Source organism: Arthrobacter phoenicis (assembly GCF_047238215.1).
GTDB lineage: Bacteria > Actinomycetota > Actinomycetes > Actinomycetales > Micrococcaceae > Arthrobacter.
On the sequence record NZ_JBDFMK010000001.1, the window covers coordinates 1,112,109 to 1,132,847 of the forward strand.

Below are 20,739 nucleotides of genomic sequence, written 5' to 3' on the forward strand. Positions count from 1 at the left end.
TTACTTGACCGGCACACCCGCGAAAATGACGGGAAGCGCGCCGGGCGTTGACGAGCCGCCGGGGTCCACCTCTACGGAAAGAATTGCTTCGGCCGGTACCAGGAACGTGTCCGCGACCGGCACGGTGGACCCCGGGGCGATCTGCTTGGGCAGCTCTGTTCGGGTCATCCCACCTTGATAGAGCGTGGGCTGCTTCGCCTCGTACTTGTCCGGTCCGTAGTAGACCGTGAGCGGCACGGGCTGGAGCTTTACAGCTTGGGCCCCCTGGTTGCGGTACTCGAACTGGATCACAAGGGGCACCATCCCGGCCGTCGGCTCGCTCGCGACCTCCGAGGCGTCAGCTACGCGGGTACCAGTGAACGTAACCTCGACTCCGGTGGACGTTTTGCCGGTCTTCGCTTTTGAGAGGTCAACCTCCACCGCCGTTGGCCTCGGCGTGGCCGTGGGCGTAGCCGTCCCCGGGGCGCCAGCGACGTCCCCGGCCTCAGTGCCGACTGACGTCGCTGAAGGTGCCGGCGCCCCCGCGCATGCGCTTAGCGAAAGTGCGGCCGCGGTGGCGAGAATGATGGATGCGCGCTTCAATGGTCCCCCTGGTTGATTGATGAACTGCCATCCTAGCGGGCAGGTGACACGCCGATCGGGCGGTCCCCCCCATTGGGGGGATGGAGGATCGAATTACCCCCGATCACGCTGTTTCTGCGGTTTTGATTATCCGCCCCAAAAAGGCCTACTTCCCTTTGCTGGCGCGGTAGAAGTGCGCTCTCGAACGAGTTTCCAGATGGGGTTCAAATCCCCCCGTCTTTGCCAGGCTCAAGCATCTTGCTCATCTGTTCTAGGGCCCCGGTCAGTCGCTTCATGTCGACCTTGGTCCTGTAGGCCTGCGACATCTTCTTGGTGGAGTGGCCGACGATGTCCTTGATCGTGTCCCAATCGACGCCAGCAGCATCGAGAAGGTCGACGGCCGTGTGCCGTGCGCCGTGCAGCACGATGTCGTCTGGCAGGCCCGCTTCGGCAAGGAGCTTCGCCCACGCCTCGGTGGCGCCGTCCGGGTCCCACGGGCGACCGTTGCGGGTGAAGATCAATCCCTCTCCCCGGCCGCGCATGTGAAGCGCAAGGATCGACTTCAGAGGCTCAACGACCGGCAGGATCCGCCACCCGGACTGCGACTTCGGCCGCGTCAGGTACAGGGTGCCCTCGAGGTGCCGGTACTCGTAGTCGGCCGGCGCCGTCTTGATGTCGGTGATGCGGAGCAGCTGCCAGGAAAGGTCAAGGTGATCGGTTACCCGGTCAGCTTCGAGGCCGAGGATCTCGCCGCGGCGGGCCCCGGTGAGCAGGTAGGTCGCCCACAGTGCGCGGTCGTCGCGTGTCGTGAGGTGCGCGAGCAATTCGATTGCCTGCTCGGTGCTGAGCGCGTTCTGCTCGATCTTCGCTTTGCGGGGCGGGTCGACCATCTCGCACACGTTGCGGGTTGCCTTCCCCTCGCGCATGGCCGTCTTCAGTGCGGATGACAGGACGGCGTGCGCCTTGATGGCAGTGTCAGCGCCGACCATCACTGTGCCCGCCGGCCACTCCTTCGGGTCAGTGTCGCGCAGCTTGAGGCTCTTCGGGGTGGACTGAATGATCTTGAACATCTGCCGCACGTGATCGGCATTGAGCGCATCGATCTTCTTGCTGCCCAGGGTCGGTATCAGCCAGCCGTCAACGGTGGACTTGTAGGAGGCATAGGACTTGGGCCGGATCTCGTTTGGGGCGATCTCATCGATCCAGCGACGGAGCCACTTCTCTACGGTGAGAGTCGACGTCGGCAGGTCGCCGAGCTTGTCGAGCTCCTTCTTGATCACCGCCATCTCGGCCACGGCAGCCTTCTTGTCTTTCCGACGGATGACCTTCTGCCTGCGCTTTCCACCTGGGCCCGGCGGCAGCTCGATCCGCACCGTCCACAGCCCGCGGGAGTCCTTGAATAGCGAGCCGTCGCCCTTGCCTCTTGCCAACGAAGTTCCTCCCTGAAATGACAACCCACGTCGGGTGTACTCATTAGTGTACTCATTACTGAGCACCCTTGCTCATGCATGTGCATACTCCGTAGATGTAAAAACCCCTAGATTCCGCGGTTTTCTCGGGCAGCTCATGCCATAAGTCTACCGGAGCGTTTCACTCGTAATGAAAAGGTCATCAGTTCGATTCTGATAGGAAGCTCTGAATACCCCGCCATTCTTAGGAATGAGCGGGGTTTTTCTTTTGTGGTGGTCGGCCCGGGGGCCTCTTATGGCCCTTTTTGCCTGGCGCGCTCGTTGTAATTCTCAGGTCCTCCATGCGCCACACCCCACCCAATGCGTGGGCCCCAGGACCCCAAGAGCGCGGTAATGATCCTTCGTGATTGAGTCCACTGTGCGTCCGAGCGTGATTGGGCCCACTGTGCGCCCGATCCGGCCCTTCTAAAGCGGCTTATGGCCGCGACCACCGAATCACGGGAAGCTCGTCCTAGGTTGATTCGCAAGCTCCGGCATTGCGCTGGCCATAGCCCCGATGGCGTCCATTAATTCGATGCCCCACGGGTTAGTTCTCCGCCGACGGCGGGTGGGCCTCTGCAGCGGAGCTGCCCGATGACACGGGCGAAACCGCGGAGGTAGGAACGCTCACCTACCGCCCCTCCCGGCGCTGTGTGAGACGTGGTCCGGCCTCAATCCAGCCAAAGACGGGTAGTCGCCTTAGCCGGGCTGGGGCCAGTTGGCGTGCGGGGGGGTGCAGGCCGCACTGGCGCCGCCACTGAAGGGTTCCAGCCAGATTCAGACGCCCATTGGCCCCAGCAGGGGCTCAAAGGTGTCGCTGAACAAAGGAGTCATGCGAGCTTTGCCGCCGACGATAGCAAGGCGCGGGCGAGCAGATCCGGAGCAAAATTTTGGGGGGGTGATGTGTGCGGCCAGCCGGCGCCAGCTCCCCCAGGCCGCGGCGCTACGATTCATTCGGGGGTTGGCCCCGTTGACGAAAGTCCAATTGAGGAACTAGGTCTTCCCATTTTGTCGATTCAGTGTATTGTCCGCTTTGCGGGCACCTGCGCCCGCGACGCTACTGGGGGAAGCAAAATGCTTGTGACTGTAGGCTGGGGCGCTCTGCCGCCACTGCGGACGGCACTGCACGTGACGCTACGTCCATGCGCGCCCAACTCCGCACTAACCCTGCACGGTTCGCATAGCACGCCGGCCAAGGGTCTCCTGAAAGGTCTCCTATGAGCCAGCCCCCGTATCTCGCACCCTACCCGCCCGCGAACTCATACGGGCCGCCGCAAATGAGCCAGAAATCGTTCCTGACGACATGGCTGCTCTCGCTCCTCCTGGGCGTTCTTGGTGTCGACCGCTTCTACCTCGGCAAGGTCGGAACAGGCATCCTCAAGCTCGTCACCCTTGGCGGCCTTGGCATCTGGGCCCTCGTCGACCTCATCCTGCTACTCACCAACAGGACGCGGGACAAGCAGGGGCTTCCGCTGGAGGGTTACGGCCGGCACAAGAGGCTCGCGCTGATCATCACCGTCTGCGTCATCCTGCTCAGCCTGATCGGCAACTCTGCAGCCCGCGCCGGATCCGGTACGACGTCCGCCACGGCGAAAAACTCTGTGGCGGCTGCAGCCGCCCCGGCCCCGGTGGAGACCAAGACGGAGGACCCGGCAGTTGCCAAGGCGAAGGCCGACGCTGACGCAGCAGCTGCCAAGGCGAAAGCAGATGCTGACGCCAAAGCAAAAGCTGACGCTGATGCCGCGGCTGCGAAGGCCAAGGCCGACGCTGATGCGAAAGCAAAGGCTGACGCCGACGCGGCCGCCGCAAAGGAGAAAGCCGATGCGGATGCCAAAGCGAAGGCTGACGCTGATGCCGCTGCCGCGAAGGCCAAGGCCGACGCTGAAGCTGCAGCTAAGCTCGGCACCCTCAGCCAGCAGAACGCCCTGCGTGCAGCAGCGGACTACCTCGACTACACGGCGTTCTCCCGCAAGAGCCTGATTGACCAGCTCGTCTTTGAAAAGTATTCCGTCGCTGATTCGACCTGGGCTGTGGACCGCGTGAAAGTCGACTGGAACGAACAAGCGGCCAAATCTGCCAAGAGCTACCTGGCCTACACATCGTTCTCTCGGGCAAGCCTTCTCGACCAGCTGATCTTTGAGGGCTTCACCCCGGAGCAGGCCGAGTACGGCGTCAGCACGACAGGCCTCTAAGGGGCGGACACCTCTGCCAGCAGCGCCGCTGCTTCCTGCCGGGCCGCCACATTGGCGGCCCCCAGGAGGGTCGTCGATGAGTGCAGGGCACACTGACAATCTGGTGAAACTCCGGCCCAACTTCCACCCCGCCCGCCACATGGCCCAGGTGCCCAAGAGATCACCGAGATGCACGGTGAAGGCTTCGAGGTGGACTCTATCGAGTCCGACGTCCTGCCACAGAAGGCGCCCGGACGAAGGTGGGCCGAATGGGCCAATGCCGAGCTCCATGGATAGCCGCTATGTCCTCGATGAAGCTGTCTCACGTTCCCCCATCCAAATTCGTGGCCAGCCTCGCCGGTGAGGGACCCCACAACGAAGTGCTGTGGGCCGTTGCGCATTCTTAGGAATGAGCAGGAACGTAACCCGCAGCTCGGGGACCTGCGGGCCGAAGCCATTCAGGCCGGCGGTCCCTGGCGCCATTCAAAATGGTGGAAATCCGGCTGGGCCCACGAGCCGCCCCAGTCGAAGCCCAGGCCTTGCAGGATTTCCGTCAGGGGATGATCTGCAGTGAAGACTCCGGGCCGGGCGCTGCGGTCCACGTTCGAGTCGTCCGGGTACCAGATTCCGTCCTCGGCCAGGTAGGGGTTCAGCGCCGGGTTGATGTCCACGGCCAGTCCCCACGAGTGCATGGACACCCTGTCAGTGCCGGCAATCGTGCGGTAGTTGAAGCACGAGGTGTTGTTGGCTGCCATGGAGACGAAGTCATCGCCTTTGAAGGCCGGATCGTCGATCGGAATGGCCTGCCGGATGGGAAAGCCCATCTCCAGCGCGGCGGTGAACGCCTCCAGGATCGGCGCCGCGATCATCCGGTGGACGATGAGTGTGCCCTCGTGGACGGCGTCGTCGAAGCCGAGGTGATCGAAGCTGACCGCGCGGAGGTCCGACAGGACTACCGGACAGCCCTCGCGGTACGTGTGCGGGAGCATCTGTGCGGTGACGTTCTTGACACGGTTCTCGGCAGGTCTAGGCATGTTCATCATTCTGGCGGAGTCCGGAGGGACGGTCCGTCTCAGTACCAGTTGTTGGACACTTCGTGGTCCCAGGCGCCGCAGGGCGACCCGTACCGTCCGGCGATGTAGCCGAGCCCCCAGGAAATCTGGGTCCGGTAGTTGGTCAGCCAGTCGGATCCGGTGGACGAATATTTCTCCGGCGGCAGGGCCTGCGCTACGCCGTACGCGCCGCTGGAAGGGTTGGTGGCGTTGGTCATCCAGCTCGACTCCTGGTTCCAGAGCTTGACCAGGCAGCCCATCTGGTCGCCACCCCAGCCGTGGGCGCCGAGCTGGCTGGAGGCGAACGCCTGGGCACCGGCGGGGTCGTTGACGGCGCCGCCCGGAATCTCCGGGGTCACCACTGTCGGGGCCGGCGCAGGTGCGGGCGCGGGCGCGGGTGTCCGCGCAGCCGCCGCAGCGTTAGCCGCTGCAGCCGCCCTGGCCGCCGCTGCCGCTGCCGCTGCAGCTGCTTGCCGGCGGGCTTCCTGCTGGGCCTCGTAGGCGGCCTGGGCTTCCTGCCCGGCGCGGAAATTCTGCTCAACCGCGGCGCTGGTGTCCTTGAGGGTTGCGAGCTGCGCAGTGAGGGTCCCGCTGTATTTGGTTTCCTCGTCGACTTTCTCCTGGGTGGCCCGCTGGGCGTCCTGCGCGGCGGCCAGCTTGGCCTGGGCGTCATCGGCGAGCCGCTGATTTTCGGCCTGCTCAACCGACTGCTGGGCATCCAGGGACGCCGCAGCCGCCTCGGCGGCGCGGGAGTTGTTGTACAGGTCCGTGGTTCGTTGGGCGACGAACTGCATGACGTCCAGCTTCTGCAGACCGTCCTTGCTCTGGAGTGTGTCCATCACCGAGAACGGCCCGAGGTCCGTGGCCCCGCCCATGTAGTCGTGGGCGGCGAGGGCACCCGTTTGCCGGTGAAGCTTGTCGGCGGTGGCATGGGCTGCTGCGGTTTTCTCTTTCAGGGAGGCCAGCTTCGCCGTCGAGGCCTCGAGGTTGTTGTGCGCCACGGCGTAGTCCAGTCCCGCCCGCACCGCCGCGGCGCCCAGGGAGGAGGCCTGTTGCTCCAACCCGTCCAGGAGGCCGTTGATCTTCTGGATCTCGGCGTCCTTCGCATCGACATTGCCCTTGGCGGCCTGGACGTCAGCCCACGAGGGGTAGCCGGAGGGCGGCGCGTCGTCGGCCCCGGCCGTCGGCGCGGCGGCCACGGCGGCCAGCAGCGCGACCGTCAGCACCGCGCAGGCTTTGCCCATCGGCACCCTCAACATGAACGTAGAACCCCACATAGGCACCAGAGCCTACTCGACGGCGCTGGGCGTCTTCCGTGAGGGCCCTGCGCCGCCTAGATCTCAGGCCGGCAGGGACCCTGGCCGAGCGCCGCCAGGCCCGTGAGGTCGCCGGCCTGGTACGTGGTCACGCCGATCGAGTCCGTGGGGTTCATCAGCTGCGAGGGATCCTGCACGTGGTCCAGTCCCACCACGTGGCCCAGCTCGTGTTCGATCACGCCGCGGGCCTGTGCCGGACCCTCGCGGCCGATCATGGCCTGCATCGCAGGTCCGTTCAGTTCCAGCTGGCCGCTGACATACGTGAAGCCCGAGTTGCCGATGCTGACGGCTTCGCTGCCGCCCAGGCCCATGACGTTCGTGCCGACGGCCTTGTTCGTGAACCGCGGCTCCTCCGCCGTCGTCTCCCAGGCGATCAGCACCGGCGCCCACCGGTTCCCGTACAGCTCCGGCTGGTAGGACTTGTGCTCGGCCGCGGGCGCCTCGGCGGTGGCGCCGTCGTCAATGAAGACCAGCCCGGTGGCGCGGGAGACAGCGGCCACCGCCTCCCGGATCAGCACCGGCCCGTCCGCGGGCGAGTTGGCGGCGCGGGTGACGTAGTGGATCGGCCGGCACGGGTCGTAGGTGTAGGGCTTGCCGTCGTCCCCCTTGTGCAGGAACGCGTACGACGGCGACGTGCGGGCAAGCGGGGCCGGGGAACCAAGCGGGGATGCATTTTCCTCCAGGCCTCCCGGCGGGTGGTCCGTTACGGCCCGCGGCGCAGGAGCCGCGCCGTCAGCGGCACCGGCTCCAGGGGCGGCGGGCGGCTGGGCGGCCCCCTGTGCGGCGCCGGCCTTCGGCAGCGGCTGCCCCGCCGGTCCGGGAAGGAAACGTCCCAACAATCCGGACGGCGACAGGTCACCGTGCAGGTACAACGCGCCGGCGGCGATCAGGACCGCGGCGCTGACCACCGCGACGGTCCGGAACAGCAGCCCCAGCACCCGGCCCGCGGCCCGGGAACTCCGCCGCCCCAAGGACTCCCGCGGTGCGCGCGCCTCCTGCTCCTCCCACCAGGAAGCTGCCCCGTCCGGGCCGCCGGTCATCTCCTCGAGCTGCCAGGCTGCGACGCGCGGCGGCCCGGCATCGTGCCCGGGCGGCGGAAAGTGGTTCTGGGGCTCAGTCATCGTTGCTCATACTCTCACCATCGTCCGCGGCCCGGCACCTGTAAGCCCGGCCGCGCCGCACGGGAGCCCTTGTAGCCGGGCTCCCGGTGGGCGATTCTGATGCCATGGAAGGCCCAGCACCGGACCCGCCGGATCCTCAACCGGCCGCCACGAGCGGGACACACCCGCGGCCGAGGAACCGGGCCCCGGGAGGCAGCCCCGTTCCGCGGCGGAACCGCGCCTGGGGCACCGTGGCGGGCTTCGGCCTAGTCAGCCTGGTCACCGACTTGGTGTCCGACGGCGCCCGTTCCCTCGCCGGCCCCCTGCTCGGCCAGCTCGGCGCGACGGCGCTGGTGGTGGGGCTGGTCACCGGCGGAGCGGAGGCGGCGGCGCAGGGCCTGCGGGTGGTGTTCGGTCCCTGGGCGGACCGCACCCGGCGGTACTGGAGCTTCACCGTGGCCGGGTACGCCATGACCGTGGTGAGCGTGCCGCTGCTGGCGGTGACACCAGGTCTGGGAGCGTCAGCACTGGCCGCGGCTTCGGTGCTGATCATCGCGGACAGGGTGGGCAAGGCCGTCCGCAGCCCGGCCAAGACGGTGCTGTTGGCTGCCGCAGCGGCGGACGTGGGCCGCGGGCGGGGGTTCGCCGCCCACAAGGCCCTGGATTTGGTCGGAGCCTTGCTGGGTCCGGTGCTGGTCGCCGCGGTCCTGGCCGCGACGGGTCTCCTGCAGGCCGCGTTCGCCGTCCTGGCCATACCCGCAGTCGCTGCCCTGACGCTCCTGGTCTGGCTCCGCCGGCGGGTACCCGGCCCTGGTGCCGGTCCCGGCGTCGCGGTGGCGCCGTCGTTGTTCTCGCCGGTCTTCCTGCGCTTTGCCGTCGGCGCCTTCTTCTGGAGCGCCGGGCTGGTGGCGTTCGGCGTAATTTCCTTCCACCTGAGCACAGCGGTCGATGTCCCGGTGGCCGTGGTGCCGCTGCTCTACGCCGCCGCCATGGGCGCCGCGGCGCTCGGCGCGCTGGCCAGCGGATACCTTTACGACCGTGCCGGCGGGGCGGTGCTGCTGGTGCTGCCGGTGCTCGTCGCGCTGGTGCCCGTCCTGGCCCTTTCGCCGGCCGCCGGGCCGGCGCTGGCGGGCGTGGCGGTCTGGGGCGCCGCGACCGGGATCCAGGACTCAACGGTCAAGGCGCTGGTCGCGGACATCGTCCCCGCGGCGCGGCAGGGTTCGGCGTACGGGGTGTTCGCCGCCTTCGAGGGGGCGGGGGCGCTGGCGGGCGGGGCGCTGTACGGAGCGCTCTACCCGTTCCGGCCGGCGCTGGTGGCGTCCGTCGTCGCGCTTCAGGCCGTGGCGCTGGTGCTGTTGCTGGCGGCGGTCAGCGGGACCAGACGGACACCGCGCCCGAGTGACCGGTGACGATGGTCTGGTAGATGAAGAGGACGCCGGCCAGGGCTCCAGCGACGAGGAGGATGATCCGGACGGTGCGGTTTTCCCGCAGGCTGCCCAGGAATGCGAAGCGGCGGCCGATCGGTTCGTAGCTGACCACGATCATCGCGGCGACGAACACGAAGAAGATCACCGAGACGTACTTCAGTACGTCGCCCTGTTCGGCGTGTTCGCGGATCAACTTGGTCGCCGGGCGGGCCTTCTCCAGCTGCTCTCCGGCCTGCGCGGTCACCAGGGACACCGGCACCAACAGCAGCGAGAGCACGGCCAGCGGCCAGGCCAGGAGCCGGCGCCAGCGGGGGGCTACGGCGTACACGATCGCCGCGACGCCGGCGATGGGGCCGAGGACGACGACGGCGTGGACAAGGAGGATGTGGGCCGGGAGGCCGGCAATCTCAATCACGTGGGGGCTCTCCTACGGTGAACGTGCGCTGCGCGCCCCCGGCGATTGGGCCGGAGCTTCTATGATTCTTGCATGTCAACGGACGAGCTGGCGGGCATCGCGGCGCGGCTCTACGCCACGGCGTTCGACGGGTTTGTCCCGGCGCGGGCCGCGGCCGCGAAGGAGCTGCTGGCCGCGTCGGCACGCACCCCAGAGAGCCGCTCCCTGGCGGCGGAGGTCCGGACGCTGCCCAAGCCCTCCGTCAGCGCCTGGGCGGTGAACATGCTGGCCCGCCAGCGCCCCGAGCTGCTCGCCGGCCTGGCGGAACTGGGGACCGCCATGCGCCGGGCGCAGGACAGCCTCGATGCCGCCGCGCTGCGCAGCCTGGCACGGGAGCGCCGGACCCAGCTGGCGGCCGCCGTAGAGGCCGCCCGGGACGCCGCCGCCCAGCAGGGGCGCGCCATCAGTGCCGCCCTCGCGACGGAAATCGAGGAGACGCTGCGGGCGGCGACGGCGGACCGGGGCGCGGCCGACGCGGTGTGCAGCGGACGGCTGTTGCGCGCCCTGAGCGCGGACGGCGTCGACGTGGTGGACCTCGACGGCGCCGTGGCCGTTCCCGGAGCGCCCGGTCCCGTGACCGGGGTGAAAGCCGGCCCGAAGGGAGCCACGGGGGCGCCCCGGCCCTCGGGGGAAAAGGCGGCGGGCGCCGGGGCGAAAGCCACGGAACGGTCTGAACCCCGGTTGCGCGCGGTGGGACAGCGGCGGCCGCCCGGCCCCAGCGCGTTGGAGCGGGCCCAGGCCGCGCTGGAGGAGGCATCCGAGGCTGCACTCACCAGCCGCGGGGAGGAAGACCGCACGGCGGCGGCGCTGAACGAAGCGGCCGAACAGGCAGAGGCCCTGTCCGCGGAGGTGGCGCGGCTGGCCAAGGAACTCGCGGCGGCGGAAGAACGCCTGCGGGAGGCCCGGAAGCAACGGGAGTCCGCGGTGACGGCGGCCCGGCAGGCCGGCCGTGCCGCGGACCGGGACCGCCGGCGGGAGGACCTGGCCCGGGAGCGTGTCCTGCGGTTGGGAGACACACCGGCCGGCTAACGGCGTGAGTGTCAGAGGCCGGTTGCAGACTTAATTCCATGGAACAGCAACAGGCATCAGCAGCAGCCGAATACTGGGAAGTTACCTATCTGGACGGCGATTGCGGACGGATCCGCACCGAGTCCTTTGACGACGCCGCATCCGCCGAGCGTTTCGCCTGCCGCCAGGTGCGGGACGAGGACGGCTGGGCGGTCATCGACGTCGTGCGCCCGACGGCGGCCCGCGCCGCCGCCTAAGCCCGCCGCTCAGGCGCCGGAGAGCCCCGCCGCTTGGGCACCGGCCGAGCCCCGCCGCTTAGGAGCCAGCCGATCAGCGGCGGAGCAGGCACGGCAAAGGCCCCCGCGGACGTGACGTGGTCACGCCCGCAGGGGCCTTGCGAGGCGGTGAGGTCCGCCGGCTTCGCGGCTTAGGCGAAGTCGGACACGGCCGGGTCGGGGCCGATCCGGCCGGCACCCTCGGCGGTGCGGTCCAGGCCGTTGATGGCCTGGATGTCGGTCTCGTCCAGGGTGACATCCAGGGCCGCGTAGTTCTCGCGGATCCGGGACTCGGTGACGGACTTGGGGATCACGACGTTGCCGATGGCCAGGTGCCAGGCGATGACCACCTGGGCCGGGGTGGCATCGTGCTTGGCGGCGATCTCCTTGATGACAGCGCTCTCCAGCAGCTCTCCGCCCTGGCCCAGCGGCGACCAGGCCTGAGTGAGGATGCCGTTGGCGGCCCCGAACTCGCGCAGGTCAGCCTGGTTGAAGAACGGGTGCAGCTCGATCTGGTGGATGGCCGGGACGACGCCGGTGGCGTCGATGAGTTCCTGCAGGCCTTCCTTGGAGAAGTTGGAGACGCCGATCGACTTCACGCGGCCCTGCTTCTGGAGCTCGATGAGCGCCTTCCAGGTGTCCACGTACTTCTGCTGCTTGGGCTGCATCCAGTGGATCAGGTACAGGTCCAGGGTCTCCAGGCCCAGGCGGTCCATGGATTCCTCGAACGCCTTCAGGGTGGATTCGTAGCCCTGGTCCGAGTTCCACAGCTTGGTGGTGATGAAGATTTCCTCCGGCTTCAGGCCGGAGCTGGCGATCGCGCGGCCGACGCCGGCCTCGTTTCCGTAGATCTTGGCCGTGTCGATGTGGCGGAAGCCGGCCTCGAAGGCCTGGCCTACGACCTTTTCTGCGACGTCGTCCTCGACCTGCCACACGCCGTAACCGAGCTGAGGGATGGTGTTGCCGTCATTGAAAGTCAGTTCAGGTGAAGAAGTCATTGTTGTATCCTGCCAAGCCCTCGGTCCGGAAACCAGCGTTGCGGGCGCGGCTAAGCTAGCCGCTTAACCCGGAATATCCCTACGCCCCTTCGTTGGCGCGGAGACGGAACGCGTTATGAGGCGGCGGCGAGCTGCCGTTCGGCGTCTTGGACGTGTTCGACGACGTTCTCGGCACGCCGGCGCACCGATGCCGCGCCGACCGGGACCGGGCCCACGGCCAGGCGCAGCATCGCGGCAGCCTCCGCCGTCATGGCCAGCGAGTTCCCCGCCGTGGAAAGTGCCCGGTGCACCGCGGCGAGGTTCCCCGGGATGTCCAGGCCCTCGCTGGGCGAGCGGCGCTGGGCCTCGGTGCAGACCGCACGGACCCGGACGGCCAGGTCGGAGAGTTCGTTGGCGATCTCGACGAGTTCCCCGTACAGCGCTTCGTCCTCGACGCCTTCCAGGACCTGGTGGTAGCGGTCCAGGCCCCGGACGAAGCGGTCGTGGGCGCGCCGCCAGAGGCCCTTGCCGAGTTCGGCGTCGTCCTTGCGGCCCTGCCGTGCGGCGCTGAAGAATCCCATGGCGCCCTAGAGGTACTGGCCCGGGCCGTGGTCCGGGTCCGCGGGCTGGGCCGGATCCGCGCCCGGCCGCGGCTCCGCTGCCCGCTGCGGTTCGCCGTTCTCCCCGATGATGACGCCGGGGGCGATCATGGTGCCGGGCGGCAGCTGGCGTAGCTGCATCTGGGCGGCTGCGTGTTCGCGGGCGGCGTGCTGGGCGGCGATGGCGGCCTGGATGCCGTGGAAGAGCCCTTCCAGCCAGCCGACCAGCTGGGCCTGGGCGATGCGCAGCTCCGCGTCAGAGGGGGCGCCGCTCTCGTTGAAGGGCAGGTGGATGCGTTCCAGTTCCTGGACCAGCTCGGGGGCCAGCCCATCCTCGAGTTCGCGGATGGAGCGTTTGTGGATTTCGGCGAGCCTGACCCGGGCGGCGTCGTCCAGCGGGGCGGACTTCACCTCGTCCAGCAGCTGCTTCAGCATGGTCCCGATCCGCATGACCTTCGCCGGTTCGTCCACCAGATCCTGGACGTGGCTGCCGCGCGGCCGGCCGGGTGCGGCCGCCTCGGGGGTCTGGGTGCCGGACGACCCGTCCGGAAGCGTGGTCTCGGGTGTGCCTGCGGGGGTGGCTATGCCCTCCACGGGGGTCTCCTCGCCGGGCTGCACGTCGGTCGGCTCGCTCATGGCTTCATACTCTCACGCGGATCCGGGCTGGGAAGGGCTTCATGACGCCGGGGCACATCACGCGCACACCCACGGCCGCCCGCCACCAGGAACAAAGCCCGCGACACGCAAAAGCGCCGCCGGGGAACACGGGGTTCCCCGGCGGCGCCGTCGTCGATCAGGCCCGGGGCTAGCAGCACCGGCCCTGCGGGTTGGTGTCCTGGCGGTCCGTGTGGTCCCGCCAGAATTCCCGCTCGGTAAGCGGGGCTCCGGCGTGCCCGGAATCCCGGTGGTGTTCCAGGTACTTCCGGTACGCGTCTGCCCCGAGGACGCCGCTGAAGTAGCCGGCGAAGCCGCGCAGGCCCGTGAGGAGTGCGTTCATGGCCGGCTCCGTTAGTGCCGCGCGGAGTGTTCGAGCCGGCGGTCGGCGGGCAGCTTGTCCCACTCGGCCTGCAGCTCCCGCTCTGCCGGGGTCGGGATGACGCCCGCCGGGGCGAAGACGCGCGACGGCTGCGCGGGGTCCTCGTACTCGACGTTGGCGATGCCCTTGGCGGCATTGCGGTAGGCCTTCACGGCGGCGATCACGGCTGTGATGATGACGATGATGCTCAGCACCACGAAGATCACCGAAAGCCAGCCCTGGATCATGGTGTTGCGGACCACGGCCTCCATGGCCGCCGTCGTCTTCGCCGTCCCAAAGGAGGTCTTGCCGTCGGCGAGGGCCTTGGCGAACGCCGCGTTCTGGGCGAAGTAGCCCACCGCCGGCACCGGCGAGAAGATTTTGTAGAAGCTGGCGGTGATGGTCACGACGGCCGCAAAAGCCAGCGGGAGCGCCACGATCCACAGGTACTTGAACGTCCCGCGCTTGGCGACAATGGCCAGCACGACGGCGAGGGCGATCGCGGCAAGCAGCTGGTTGGCGATGCCGAACAGCGGGAACAGCGTGTTGATGCCGCCCAGCGGATCGGTGACACCCATCAGCAGCACGGCGCCCCAGGCCAGCACCATGACGGCGGTGGTCAGCCACGCACCCGGCCGCCAGGAGTGGTCCTTGAACTTGGGAACGAAGTTGCCGATCGAGTCCTGCAGCATGAAGCGGGCCACGCGGGTGCCGGCGTCGACGGCGGTGAGGATGAACAGCGCCTCGAACATGATGGCGAAGTGGTACCAGAACGCCATCATGGCGGTGCCGCCGATGAACTGCTGCATGATGTGGGCCAGGCCGACGGCGAGCGTCGGGGCGCCGCCGGAGCGGGAGATGATGCTCTGCTCCCCCACGTCCTTGGCGGTCTGGGCGAGCACGTCCGGGGTGATGTTGACCCCGGCCAGGCCCAGGCTGTTGACCCACTGCGAGGCCGTTTCCACGGTGCCGCCGGTCAGCGCCGTCGGGGCGTTCATGGCGAAGTAGATGCCGCGGTCGATCGAGATGGCCGCAACCAGCGCCATGATCGCGACGAAGGATTCCATCAGCATGCCGCCGTAGCCGATCAGGCGGGTCTGGCGTTCCTTCTCGATCAGCTTCGGCGTGGTGCCGGAGGAGATCAGGGCGTGGAACCCGGAGAGGGCGCCGCAGGCGATGGTGACGAACAGGAACGGGAACACGGCGCCGGAGAAGACCGGGCCGTTGTCGCGGGAGGCGAATTCGCTGAAGGCCGGGACGGTGATTTCCGGGCGGACCACGATGATGGCCAGCGCCAGCATGACGATCACGCCGATCTTCATGAAGGTGGAGAGGTAGTCGCGCGGGGCCAGCAGCAGCCACACGGGCAGGATCGCGGCGATGAAGCCGTAGATGATCAGGCCCCAGGCGATGGTGACCTTGTCCAGGTGGAAGAACGCCGCGCCCCATTCGGTACCGGCAACGGCGCCGCCACCGATGATGGCGGCCATCAGGAGCACGAAGCCGATGATGGAGACTTCCATGACCTTGCCGGGCCGGAGGTAGCGCAGGTAGACACCCATGAACAGGGCGATCGGGATGGTCATGCCGACGGAGAAGACACCCCATGGGCTTTCGCCGAGGGCGTTGACGACGACGAGGGCCAGAATGGCGACGATGATGATCATGATCAGCAGCGTGGCGATCAGGGCGGCGGTGCCGCCGATGACGCCGAGTTCCTCGCGGGCCATCTGGCCGAGGGAACGGCCGCCGCGGCGCATGGAGAAGAAGAGGACTAAGTAGTCCTGGACGGCCCCGGCGAGGACGACGCCGATGATGATCCAGATGGTGCCGGGCAGGTAGCCCATCTGCGCGGCGATGACCGGTCCGACGAGCGGGCCGGCGCCGGCGATGGCGGCGAAGTGGTGGCCGAAGAGGACGTTGCGGTCCGTGCGGACGTAGTCCTTGCCGTCGGCCTTGTATTCGGCCGGGGTGGCGCGGCGGTCATTGGGCCTGGTGATGTACCGCTCGATGACCTTCGAGTAGAACCGGTACCCGATCAGATAGGTGCAGACGGAGGCGAACACGAACCAGATCGCGTTGACCGTCTCGCCGCGGATGATCGCCAGCATGAACCAGGCGACGCCGCCCAGCAGGGCGATCGCGGCCCAGAGGGCGATTTTCCCCGGGGTCCACTTGCGTTCTTCCGCCTCGCGGACGGTCTCGTCAACGGCCGTCGGCGGCAGCCCCGGAACCGGCGTGATGCCGTCGTCGGGATCAGCGGTCTGTGGCCTGCCAGCTGGCATGGTGCCCATGTCTCCTCCTTGAGAAACCCATCGGACAGGCCAATGGTCAGACCTGCCCCATGGCACCCTACCAACGGGCCGGTCCGAATGGGGTCCGGTGGCGACGCCGCGCCGGACCGATCGCCGGACGGTAAGGACGCCGCGCCCAACGGCGGCTCAGGCGGGGCCGGTGAGCTGCATCAGGCGGGCCTCGCAGAGGTCCAGCCAGCGCACCTCCGCCTCCGTCTGGAAGATCAGGGAGTCGAGCACCAGCAGCCGGGCGGTGTCGGTGAGCCGCGGCTGGGCGGCCGCGTCGCGTCGGGCCCTGGTGTATTCCTGCAGCGCACGGATGGAGACAGCCCGCTGGGCCTGGATGATTCCGCCGACGTCCGCTCCGGGGAGGGTCAGGGCGAGGGCGAGTTTGATGGCCAGCTCGTTCCGCGGCGGGTTGCTGCGCCCCACCGGGGTCCGCAGCCAGGTCTGCACTTCGTCGGCGCCCGCCGGGGTGAGGCTGTAGAGAATGTGGCCTGCGCCGTCGTCGCCGTCGCGGGAGATCATGCCGTCGCGTTCAAGGCGGTCCAGGGTGGTGTAGACCTGCCCGATGTTCAGCGGCCAGGCGGAGCCGGTGCGTTCGTGAAATTCCGTCCGCAGCTGGTAACCGTAGCGGGGGCGGTCCTGCAGCAGCGCGAGCAGGCTGTGGCGGATAGACATGGTGTACCCGACGCTAGCAGGGCGACGGGATACACGCGCCCCAAGACGCGTGTATACCGTGCATGGAATTACAGTATCGTGATTCACCCGCGGTGGTGTGCCTGGCTATGCCCGGAACGGCATGTTTCCGCTCACATCACCAGCAGGATCTTGCCCATGTGCTCGCCGGAGTCGAAGTAGCGGTGGGCCTCCCGGACCTGGTCCAGCGGGAAGGTTTTGGCCACCAGCGTCCGGATCTGCCCGTCCACCAGGAGCGGCCAGACGGCGTCGCGGACCGCGTCCATGATGACGGTTTTTTCCTCCACCGGGCGGGGCCGCAGTGACGTGGCGATGATCGCCGCCCGCTTGCGCAGCAGCTGCCCCAGGTCCAGTTCCGCGGTGGTCCCGCCCTGCAGCCCGATCACCACCAGCCGGCCGTAGTCCGCCAGCGCCTCAATGTTCTTCGCCAGGTACTTGGCGCCGACGACGTCGAGGATCACGTCCGCGCCGTGGCCGCCGTTCTGCGCCTTGAGGCTCGCCGGGAAGTCCTCCTCGGCATAGTTGATCGCGATGTCGGCGCCCAGGAAGGCCTTGGCGGTTCCCACCTTCTCGTCGTTGCCGGCGGTGGTGGCCACGTGCGCACCGAGCGCCTTGGCCATTTGGATGGCCATGGTTCCGATGCCGCCGGTGGCGCCGTGAATCAGGACGGTCTCGCCGGCGCGCAGCTGGGCGGTCATGACGAGGTTGGAGTACACGGTGGCCGCCACCTCGGGCAGGGACGCGGCGGTGACCAGGTCGACGCCGTCGGGGACGCGCAGCACCTGGCCGGCCGGTACCGCGACCTGCTCGGCGTAGCCGCCGCCTGCCAGCAGGGCCACAACCTTGTCACCCTGGGAGAAGGGCTTGGTGACGCCCGGGCCAAAACCCGCGATCCGGCCCGAGACCTCCAGCCCGGGAATCTCCGAGGCACCCGGGGGCGGCGGGTAGAACCCGCGGCGCTGCTGGACATCCGCCCGGTTCAGCCCGGCGGCCACGACGTCGATGAGGACCTCACCGGGGCCGGGCACCGGCGCGGGAACGTCCCGCACCTCCAGGACCTCCGGTCCGCCGGGCTCTGAGATGTAGACAGCCTTCATGGAGTTCTCCGCTTCTTCACCGATGTCTTGCCTGCCCGCCGGCTACGGCCAGCCGTACGTGCACTGCCCCCCAGCCTAGGACGCGGCGGGGACACCGGCGACGACCATCAAGACTTTTGTGGCCGTCCGCCGACTATGAAAGACTACGCGGGAGGGAAGGTTGTCCGAGCGGCCGAAGGAGCTGGTCTTGAAAACCAGTGTGCGGTAACCCCGTACCAAGAGTTCGAATCTCTTACCTTCCGCGGGATGCGCCCAGGGCGCAACACGAGGCCGGTGGCCGCAGCTGAGAGGCTGCGGCCACCGGCCTTTCCCGTACCTGGGCGGGCGTTTGACCGGTTTGGACGCCACCGACACGGAAAAATGCGGACGGCCGGTTTCGGGGTGAGCCGGGGCGGTGGACCTACGGTGGACCTAAACCACGAAAGGACGCCCCTATGCCCTGCGACGGCTGCAGCACTGCCTCGAAACTCGACTTCGATTTCAGCATGGCTTTTCAGCCCATTTACGACGCCGTCGCCGGCCGTGTATGGGGCTACGAGGCATTGGTGCGCGGGCTCGCCGGTGAGGGTGCCTACTCGGTTCTGTCCCAGGTCTCCCCCGAACAGAAGTACCGCTTTGACCAGGACTGCCGGGTCAAGGCGATCGAGCTCGCCTCCCGCCTGTTCCCCGCGGACGAGCCCCTGATGCTCTCGATCAACTTCATGCCGAACGCCGTCTATGAGCCGGCCGCCTGCCTGCGTGCCACGCTGTCCGCGGCCCGGCGGAACAACTTCCCGACGTCGGCCATCATGTTCGAGTTCACGGAGAACGAAGAGGTCGCCGACACCGCGCACCTGCAGAACATCATCACCGAATACCGCAAGCACGGCTTCACCACCGCCATCGACGACTTCGGTGCCGGGCATGCAGGACTGGGCCTGCTGGTGGATTTCCAGCCGGACCTACTCAAGATCGACATGAAGCTCCTCCGCGACGTGGACACCAGCCCGGCACGGCAGGCCGTGGTGGACGGGATCGTTGGCATCGCCGAAAAACTCGATATCAACGTTCTGGCCGAGGGCATCGAAACCGAGGCCGAGTACCGGATGTTGAAGGACGCAGGCATCCGCCTCTTCCAGGGGTACTGGTTCGCCAAGCCCGCCTTCGAGGAACTCCCCGCCGTCCGCGAGCTGCACGAGGTTCCCGCCGTCGCGTAGTAGCACCGTCGCGCCTCTAGGTGCTACCGCCCGTCCTCGGACCGGCCGGTACACGCGAAAGAGGGCCGCGGTCCGACCATTCGGCCGGACCGCGGCCCTCTTTTCTGATGCTCTGTAGCTATCGCCGGAGATCGATCAAGCTGCTGATGCCTAGATCATTCCGGGGTAGGTGGACATGATGTAATCCGCGGCTGCCGGGCCCTTGATACGGAGCGGCGTGCGGCCGGGACGGATGCGTTTTTGTCTCATCGCGGCCCAGAAGGTGTCTTCGGGCCGGGGAACGGACTGGGTCAGGAAGCACCAACTGGTGTAGACGCCGTAAAGGCAGTCACGGTCAACGCCGGCCATTGCGGAGGCGTCGGAGGTGGTTGCTTCGAGGAGGAACTGGTCAAATTGCGAATCTGCCATGGTTGGCTCATTTCCGCTGGGGTGCTGTGGTGCCGCCGAGGGCTGCAGCGGCGAACCGGACCGCCGTGCACGGGGCGCCCGGGTGAGAAGCCTCAACTTCTCTACACTGTAGACGGTACGCGTAGACTGGGGTTGAAGCAAGCCTGCCGGGCAAAGCACCGGGGACCAGCGTGGCCCCCGGCTTCCCGGTCCATCCGAACGGATCGCCATGCCCCCCGCGGAAAACCCCTCCCCGCCGTCGTCCTCCGCCGCCAAGCCGCGGCTGAGCCGGGAACTGGTCCTCGCCGCGGCCCTCCGGCTGGTCGATGAGGAGGGGCTGGACGCGCTCACCATGCGGCGCCTGGGCCAGGCGCTGGGCCGGGATCCCATGGGCCTCTACCGCTACGCGGAGAACCGGGCCGCCCTGCTGGATGGGGTGACGGAGTTGGTATTCGAGGAGCTGGAAACGTTTCCCGAGACCGCGGACTGGCAGCTTCACCTCCGGCGCATCGCCCATAGCCTGCGCGAGGTGGCGCTGCGCCACCCCAATGTCGTCCCCCTGCTGGTGACCCGGCCGTTGTCCACGCCGCTGGGCCTGCGGCCGCGGGGCACCCTCAGGCCGCTGGAGCGGATCCTCTCCCTGCTGGTCGGGGCCGGGTTCGCCCCGAGCGATGCCCTGCACGTGTACCGGGCCTACTACGGCTACCTCTACGGCCACATCCTCAACGAGTTGCAGGAATTCGTGGTGGACCCGGAGGAGAGCGAGGCGCTGCTGCAGCTGGGCCTCCACCAGCTCCCGGCGCGGGAGTTCCCGCACCTCCGGAATCTGGCCGCTGTCCTCGTCGACTATGACGGCAAGGCGGAACTGGATCAGGGGCTCACAATCCTGTTGTCCGGCCTGGCCGCCCGGCTTTCGCCGCAGGAACCGGCTCCCGCCTCCTGAGCCGGAGCTCATCGATCATGGCCCCGAGCGCCGGCGCCTCGGCAGGGTTGTCCGCCAGGGACACCAGCGCCTGCGCCACCCCGGCGAGCTTGACGTTGCGGTTATTACTGAAGGACGTAAGAAGTTTGAAGGCCTCATCGGAACCAATGCCCAGCCTGCCCATCAGGAGGCCCTCTGCCTTGGCGATGGTCCCCCGGGTTGCCATGGCACGGCGGACGGCGTCCCGCGCGGCGAGCTCGGTTTCCCACTGAATCGTGGACGTGAGATCCAGCATGACGCCCGAGACGCTGGCGAGCCGGCCGGCGTCGTCGAGCACTGCCTCGCCGGCCGTCAGCACCCGATGTTCGTGGGATTGGGCGTCGATGATGCGGTGATAGATGGCCACATGGCCGCCATGGGTGAACAGTTCGGCGCTGACCGCCTCGATCCGGGGCAGGTCCCCCGGGTGCTTGTGGGCCAGGGTCAGAGCCAGCGTGGGGACGACCTCGCCGCGTTTATACCCGTGGATCGCGTACAGCTCATCGGACCAGGACATGCACCGGGTGGGCCCGTCCAGCACAAAGGTCCCGGCCGGCAGAACCGAGGCGTTCACCCCGCTGGCATAGGCGCAGCCAGGAGTTTCGGTCATAGCCTTCCTCCTTCTCGTCCCAGGCCGGGCGCGCGTGATGCGGAGCCGGGGCGCCGGCCTGACCGGGAATGGTGTGTGGCCCGCCCCCAATA

21 protein-coding genes and 1 tRNA gene are annotated in these 20,739 nt (G+C 68.0%); 7 read left to right on the forward strand and 15 right to left on the reverse strand.

Translation table 11 applies throughout. The annotated features are described in order from the left end of the window. Together ABC337_RS05105 and ABC337_RS05110 are read right to left on the reverse strand one after the other, a co-directional pair. The gene (locus ABC337_RS05105; RefSeq protein ID WP_412893213.1) at positions 1-420 is read right to left on the reverse strand and encodes a hypothetical protein; all 420 of its coding nucleotides are present in this window, start codon (positions 418-420) and stop codon (positions 1-3) included. Between the two features lie 365 nt (positions 421-785). Then, entirely contained in the window at positions 786-1,991 is a 1,206-nt protein-coding gene (locus ABC337_RS05110) for a tyrosine-type recombinase/integrase (RefSeq protein ID WP_412884899.1), read from the reverse strand. A 1,295-nt stretch (positions 1,992-3,286) separates the two neighbouring features. Between ABC337_RS05110 and ABC337_RS05115 the strand changes: the two genes are divergently transcribed. After that, positions 3,287-4,201, forward strand: a complete 915-nt coding sequence (locus tag ABC337_RS05115; RefSeq protein ID WP_412884898.1) for an Ltp family lipoprotein — start codon at positions 3,287-3,289, stop codon at positions 4,199-4,201. Between the two features lie 437 nt (positions 4,202-4,638). On the opposite strand, the gene ABC337_RS05120 is transcribed toward ABC337_RS05115, so the two are convergent. The 3 genes from ABC337_RS05120 to ABC337_RS05130 all read right to left on the reverse strand — a co-directional run bounded on the left by ABC337_RS05120 (position 4,639) and on the right by ABC337_RS05130 (position 7,669). Continuing rightward, a complete protein-coding gene (locus tag ABC337_RS05120) occupies positions 4,639-5,214 on the reverse strand; it encodes a M15 family metallopeptidase (RefSeq protein WP_412884897.1) in 576 nt (191 codons plus the stop codon). A gap of 38 nt (positions 5,215-5,252) precedes the next feature. After that, on the reverse strand, positions 5,253-6,476 hold the full coding sequence (locus tag ABC337_RS05125; protein ID WP_412884896.1) for a coiled-coil domain-containing protein: 1,224 nt from the start codon (positions 6,474-6,476) through the stop codon (positions 5,253-5,255). Between the two features lie 89 nt (positions 6,477-6,565). After that, positions 6,566-7,669: a hypothetical protein gene (locus ABC337_RS05130; RefSeq protein ID WP_412884895.1), complete on the reverse strand. Its 1,104-nt coding sequence runs from the start codon at positions 7,667-7,669 to the stop codon at positions 6,566-6,568. Between the two features lie 104 nt (positions 7,670-7,773). Between ABC337_RS05130 and ABC337_RS05135 the strand changes: the two genes are divergently transcribed. Continuing rightward, positions 7,774-9,057 carry an MFS transporter gene (locus tag ABC337_RS05135; RefSeq protein WP_412884894.1) on the forward strand — a complete coding sequence of 428 codons (1,284 nt, stop codon included), beginning with the start codon at positions 7,774-7,776 and terminating at the stop codon, positions 9,055-9,057. Here ABC337_RS05135 and ABC337_RS05140 read toward each other — a convergent pair. Further along, a complete protein-coding gene (locus ABC337_RS05140; protein ID WP_412884893.1) occupies positions 9,017-9,490 on the reverse strand; it encodes a hypothetical protein in 474 nt (157 codons plus the stop codon). The two genes, ABC337_RS05135 and ABC337_RS05140, sit on opposite strands and share 41 nt — an antisense overlap. Before the next feature lie 72 nt (positions 9,491-9,562). Between ABC337_RS05140 and ABC337_RS05145 the strand changes: the two genes are divergently transcribed. Together ABC337_RS05145 and ABC337_RS05150 are read left to right on the forward strand one after the other, a co-directional pair. Further along, entirely contained in the window at positions 9,563-10,558 is a 996-nt protein-coding gene (locus ABC337_RS05145) for a hypothetical protein (RefSeq protein ID WP_412884892.1), read from the forward strand. Between the two features lie 38 nt (positions 10,559-10,596). Beyond that, a complete protein-coding gene (locus ABC337_RS05150; RefSeq protein ID WP_412884891.1) occupies positions 10,597-10,794 on the forward strand; it encodes a hypothetical protein in 198 nt (65 codons plus the stop codon). 170 nt (positions 10,795-10,964) lie between these two features. Here the strand turns inward: ABC337_RS05150 and ABC337_RS05155 are convergent, their stop codons facing one another. From ABC337_RS05155 to ABC337_RS05185, 7 genes are all read right to left on the reverse strand, one after another. Continuing rightward, positions 10,965-11,810 carry an aldo/keto reductase gene (locus ABC337_RS05155; protein ID WP_412884890.1) on the reverse strand — a complete coding sequence of 282 codons (846 nt, stop codon included), beginning with the start codon at positions 11,808-11,810 and terminating at the stop codon, positions 10,965-10,967. A 113-nt stretch (positions 11,811-11,923) separates the two neighbouring features. Beyond that, the gene (locus ABC337_RS05160; protein ID WP_412884889.1) at positions 11,924-12,370 is read right to left on the reverse strand and encodes a hypothetical protein; all 447 of its coding nucleotides are present in this window, start codon (positions 12,368-12,370) and stop codon (positions 11,924-11,926) included. A gap of 6 nt (positions 12,371-12,376) precedes the next feature. Beyond that, positions 12,377-13,024 carry a bacterial proteasome activator family protein gene (locus ABC337_RS05165; RefSeq protein ID WP_412884888.1) on the reverse strand — a complete coding sequence of 216 codons (648 nt, stop codon included), beginning with the start codon at positions 13,022-13,024 and terminating at the stop codon, positions 12,377-12,379. Positions 13,025-13,193: 169 nt separating this feature from the next. Next, a complete protein-coding gene (locus ABC337_RS05170; RefSeq protein WP_412884887.1) occupies positions 13,194-13,385 on the reverse strand; it encodes a YbdD/YjiX family protein in 192 nt (63 codons plus the stop codon). An 11-nt stretch (positions 13,386-13,396) separates the two neighbouring features. Beyond that, the gene (locus tag ABC337_RS05175; RefSeq protein WP_412884985.1) at positions 13,397-15,688 is read right to left on the reverse strand and encodes a carbon starvation CstA family protein; all 2,292 of its coding nucleotides are present in this window, start codon (positions 15,686-15,688) and stop codon (positions 13,397-13,399) included. Positions 15,689-15,844: 156 nt separating this feature from the next. Beyond that, positions 15,845-16,378: a PadR family transcriptional regulator gene (locus ABC337_RS05180; RefSeq protein ID WP_412884886.1), complete on the reverse strand. Its 534-nt coding sequence runs from the start codon at positions 16,376-16,378 to the stop codon at positions 15,845-15,847. A gap of 131 nt (positions 16,379-16,509) precedes the next feature. Beyond that, positions 16,510-17,493 carry an NAD(P)H-quinone oxidoreductase gene (locus ABC337_RS05185; RefSeq protein WP_412884885.1) on the reverse strand — a complete coding sequence of 328 codons (984 nt, stop codon included), beginning with the start codon at positions 17,491-17,493 and terminating at the stop codon, positions 16,510-16,512. A gap of 154 nt (positions 17,494-17,647) precedes the next feature. On the opposite strand from ABC337_RS05185, the gene ABC337_RS05190 reads away from it, so the two are divergent. Together ABC337_RS05190 and ABC337_RS05195 are read left to right on the forward strand one after the other, a co-directional pair. Then, positions 17,648-17,735: transfer RNA gene (locus tag ABC337_RS05190), tRNA-Ser, on the forward strand. 243 nt (positions 17,736-17,978) lie between these two features. Beyond that, positions 17,979-18,689, forward strand: a complete 711-nt coding sequence (locus tag ABC337_RS05195; protein ID WP_412884884.1) for an EAL domain-containing protein — start codon at positions 17,979-17,981, stop codon at positions 18,687-18,689. A gap of 150 nt (positions 18,690-18,839) precedes the next feature. Here ABC337_RS05195 and ABC337_RS05200 read toward each other — a convergent pair whose 3' ends face one another. Continuing rightward, a complete protein-coding gene (locus ABC337_RS05200) occupies positions 18,840-19,097 on the reverse strand; it encodes a hypothetical protein (protein WP_412884883.1) in 258 nt (85 codons plus the stop codon). A 208-nt stretch (positions 19,098-19,305) separates the two neighbouring features. Here ABC337_RS05200 and ABC337_RS05205 point away from each other — a divergent pair, with 208 nt between their 5' ends. Then, positions 19,306-20,019, forward strand: coding sequence for a TetR/AcrR family transcriptional regulator C-terminal domain-containing protein (locus ABC337_RS05205; RefSeq protein ID WP_412884882.1), 714 nt, complete (start codon positions 19,306-19,308; stop codon positions 20,017-20,019). On the opposite strand, the gene ABC337_RS05210 is transcribed toward ABC337_RS05205, so the two are convergent. Further along, entirely contained in the window at positions 19,955-20,647 is a 693-nt protein-coding gene (locus tag ABC337_RS05210) for a PAS and ANTAR domain-containing protein (RefSeq protein ID WP_412884881.1), read from the reverse strand. The two genes, ABC337_RS05205 and ABC337_RS05210, sit on opposite strands and share 65 nt — an antisense overlap. Positions 20,648-20,739: the final 92 nt, after the last annotated feature.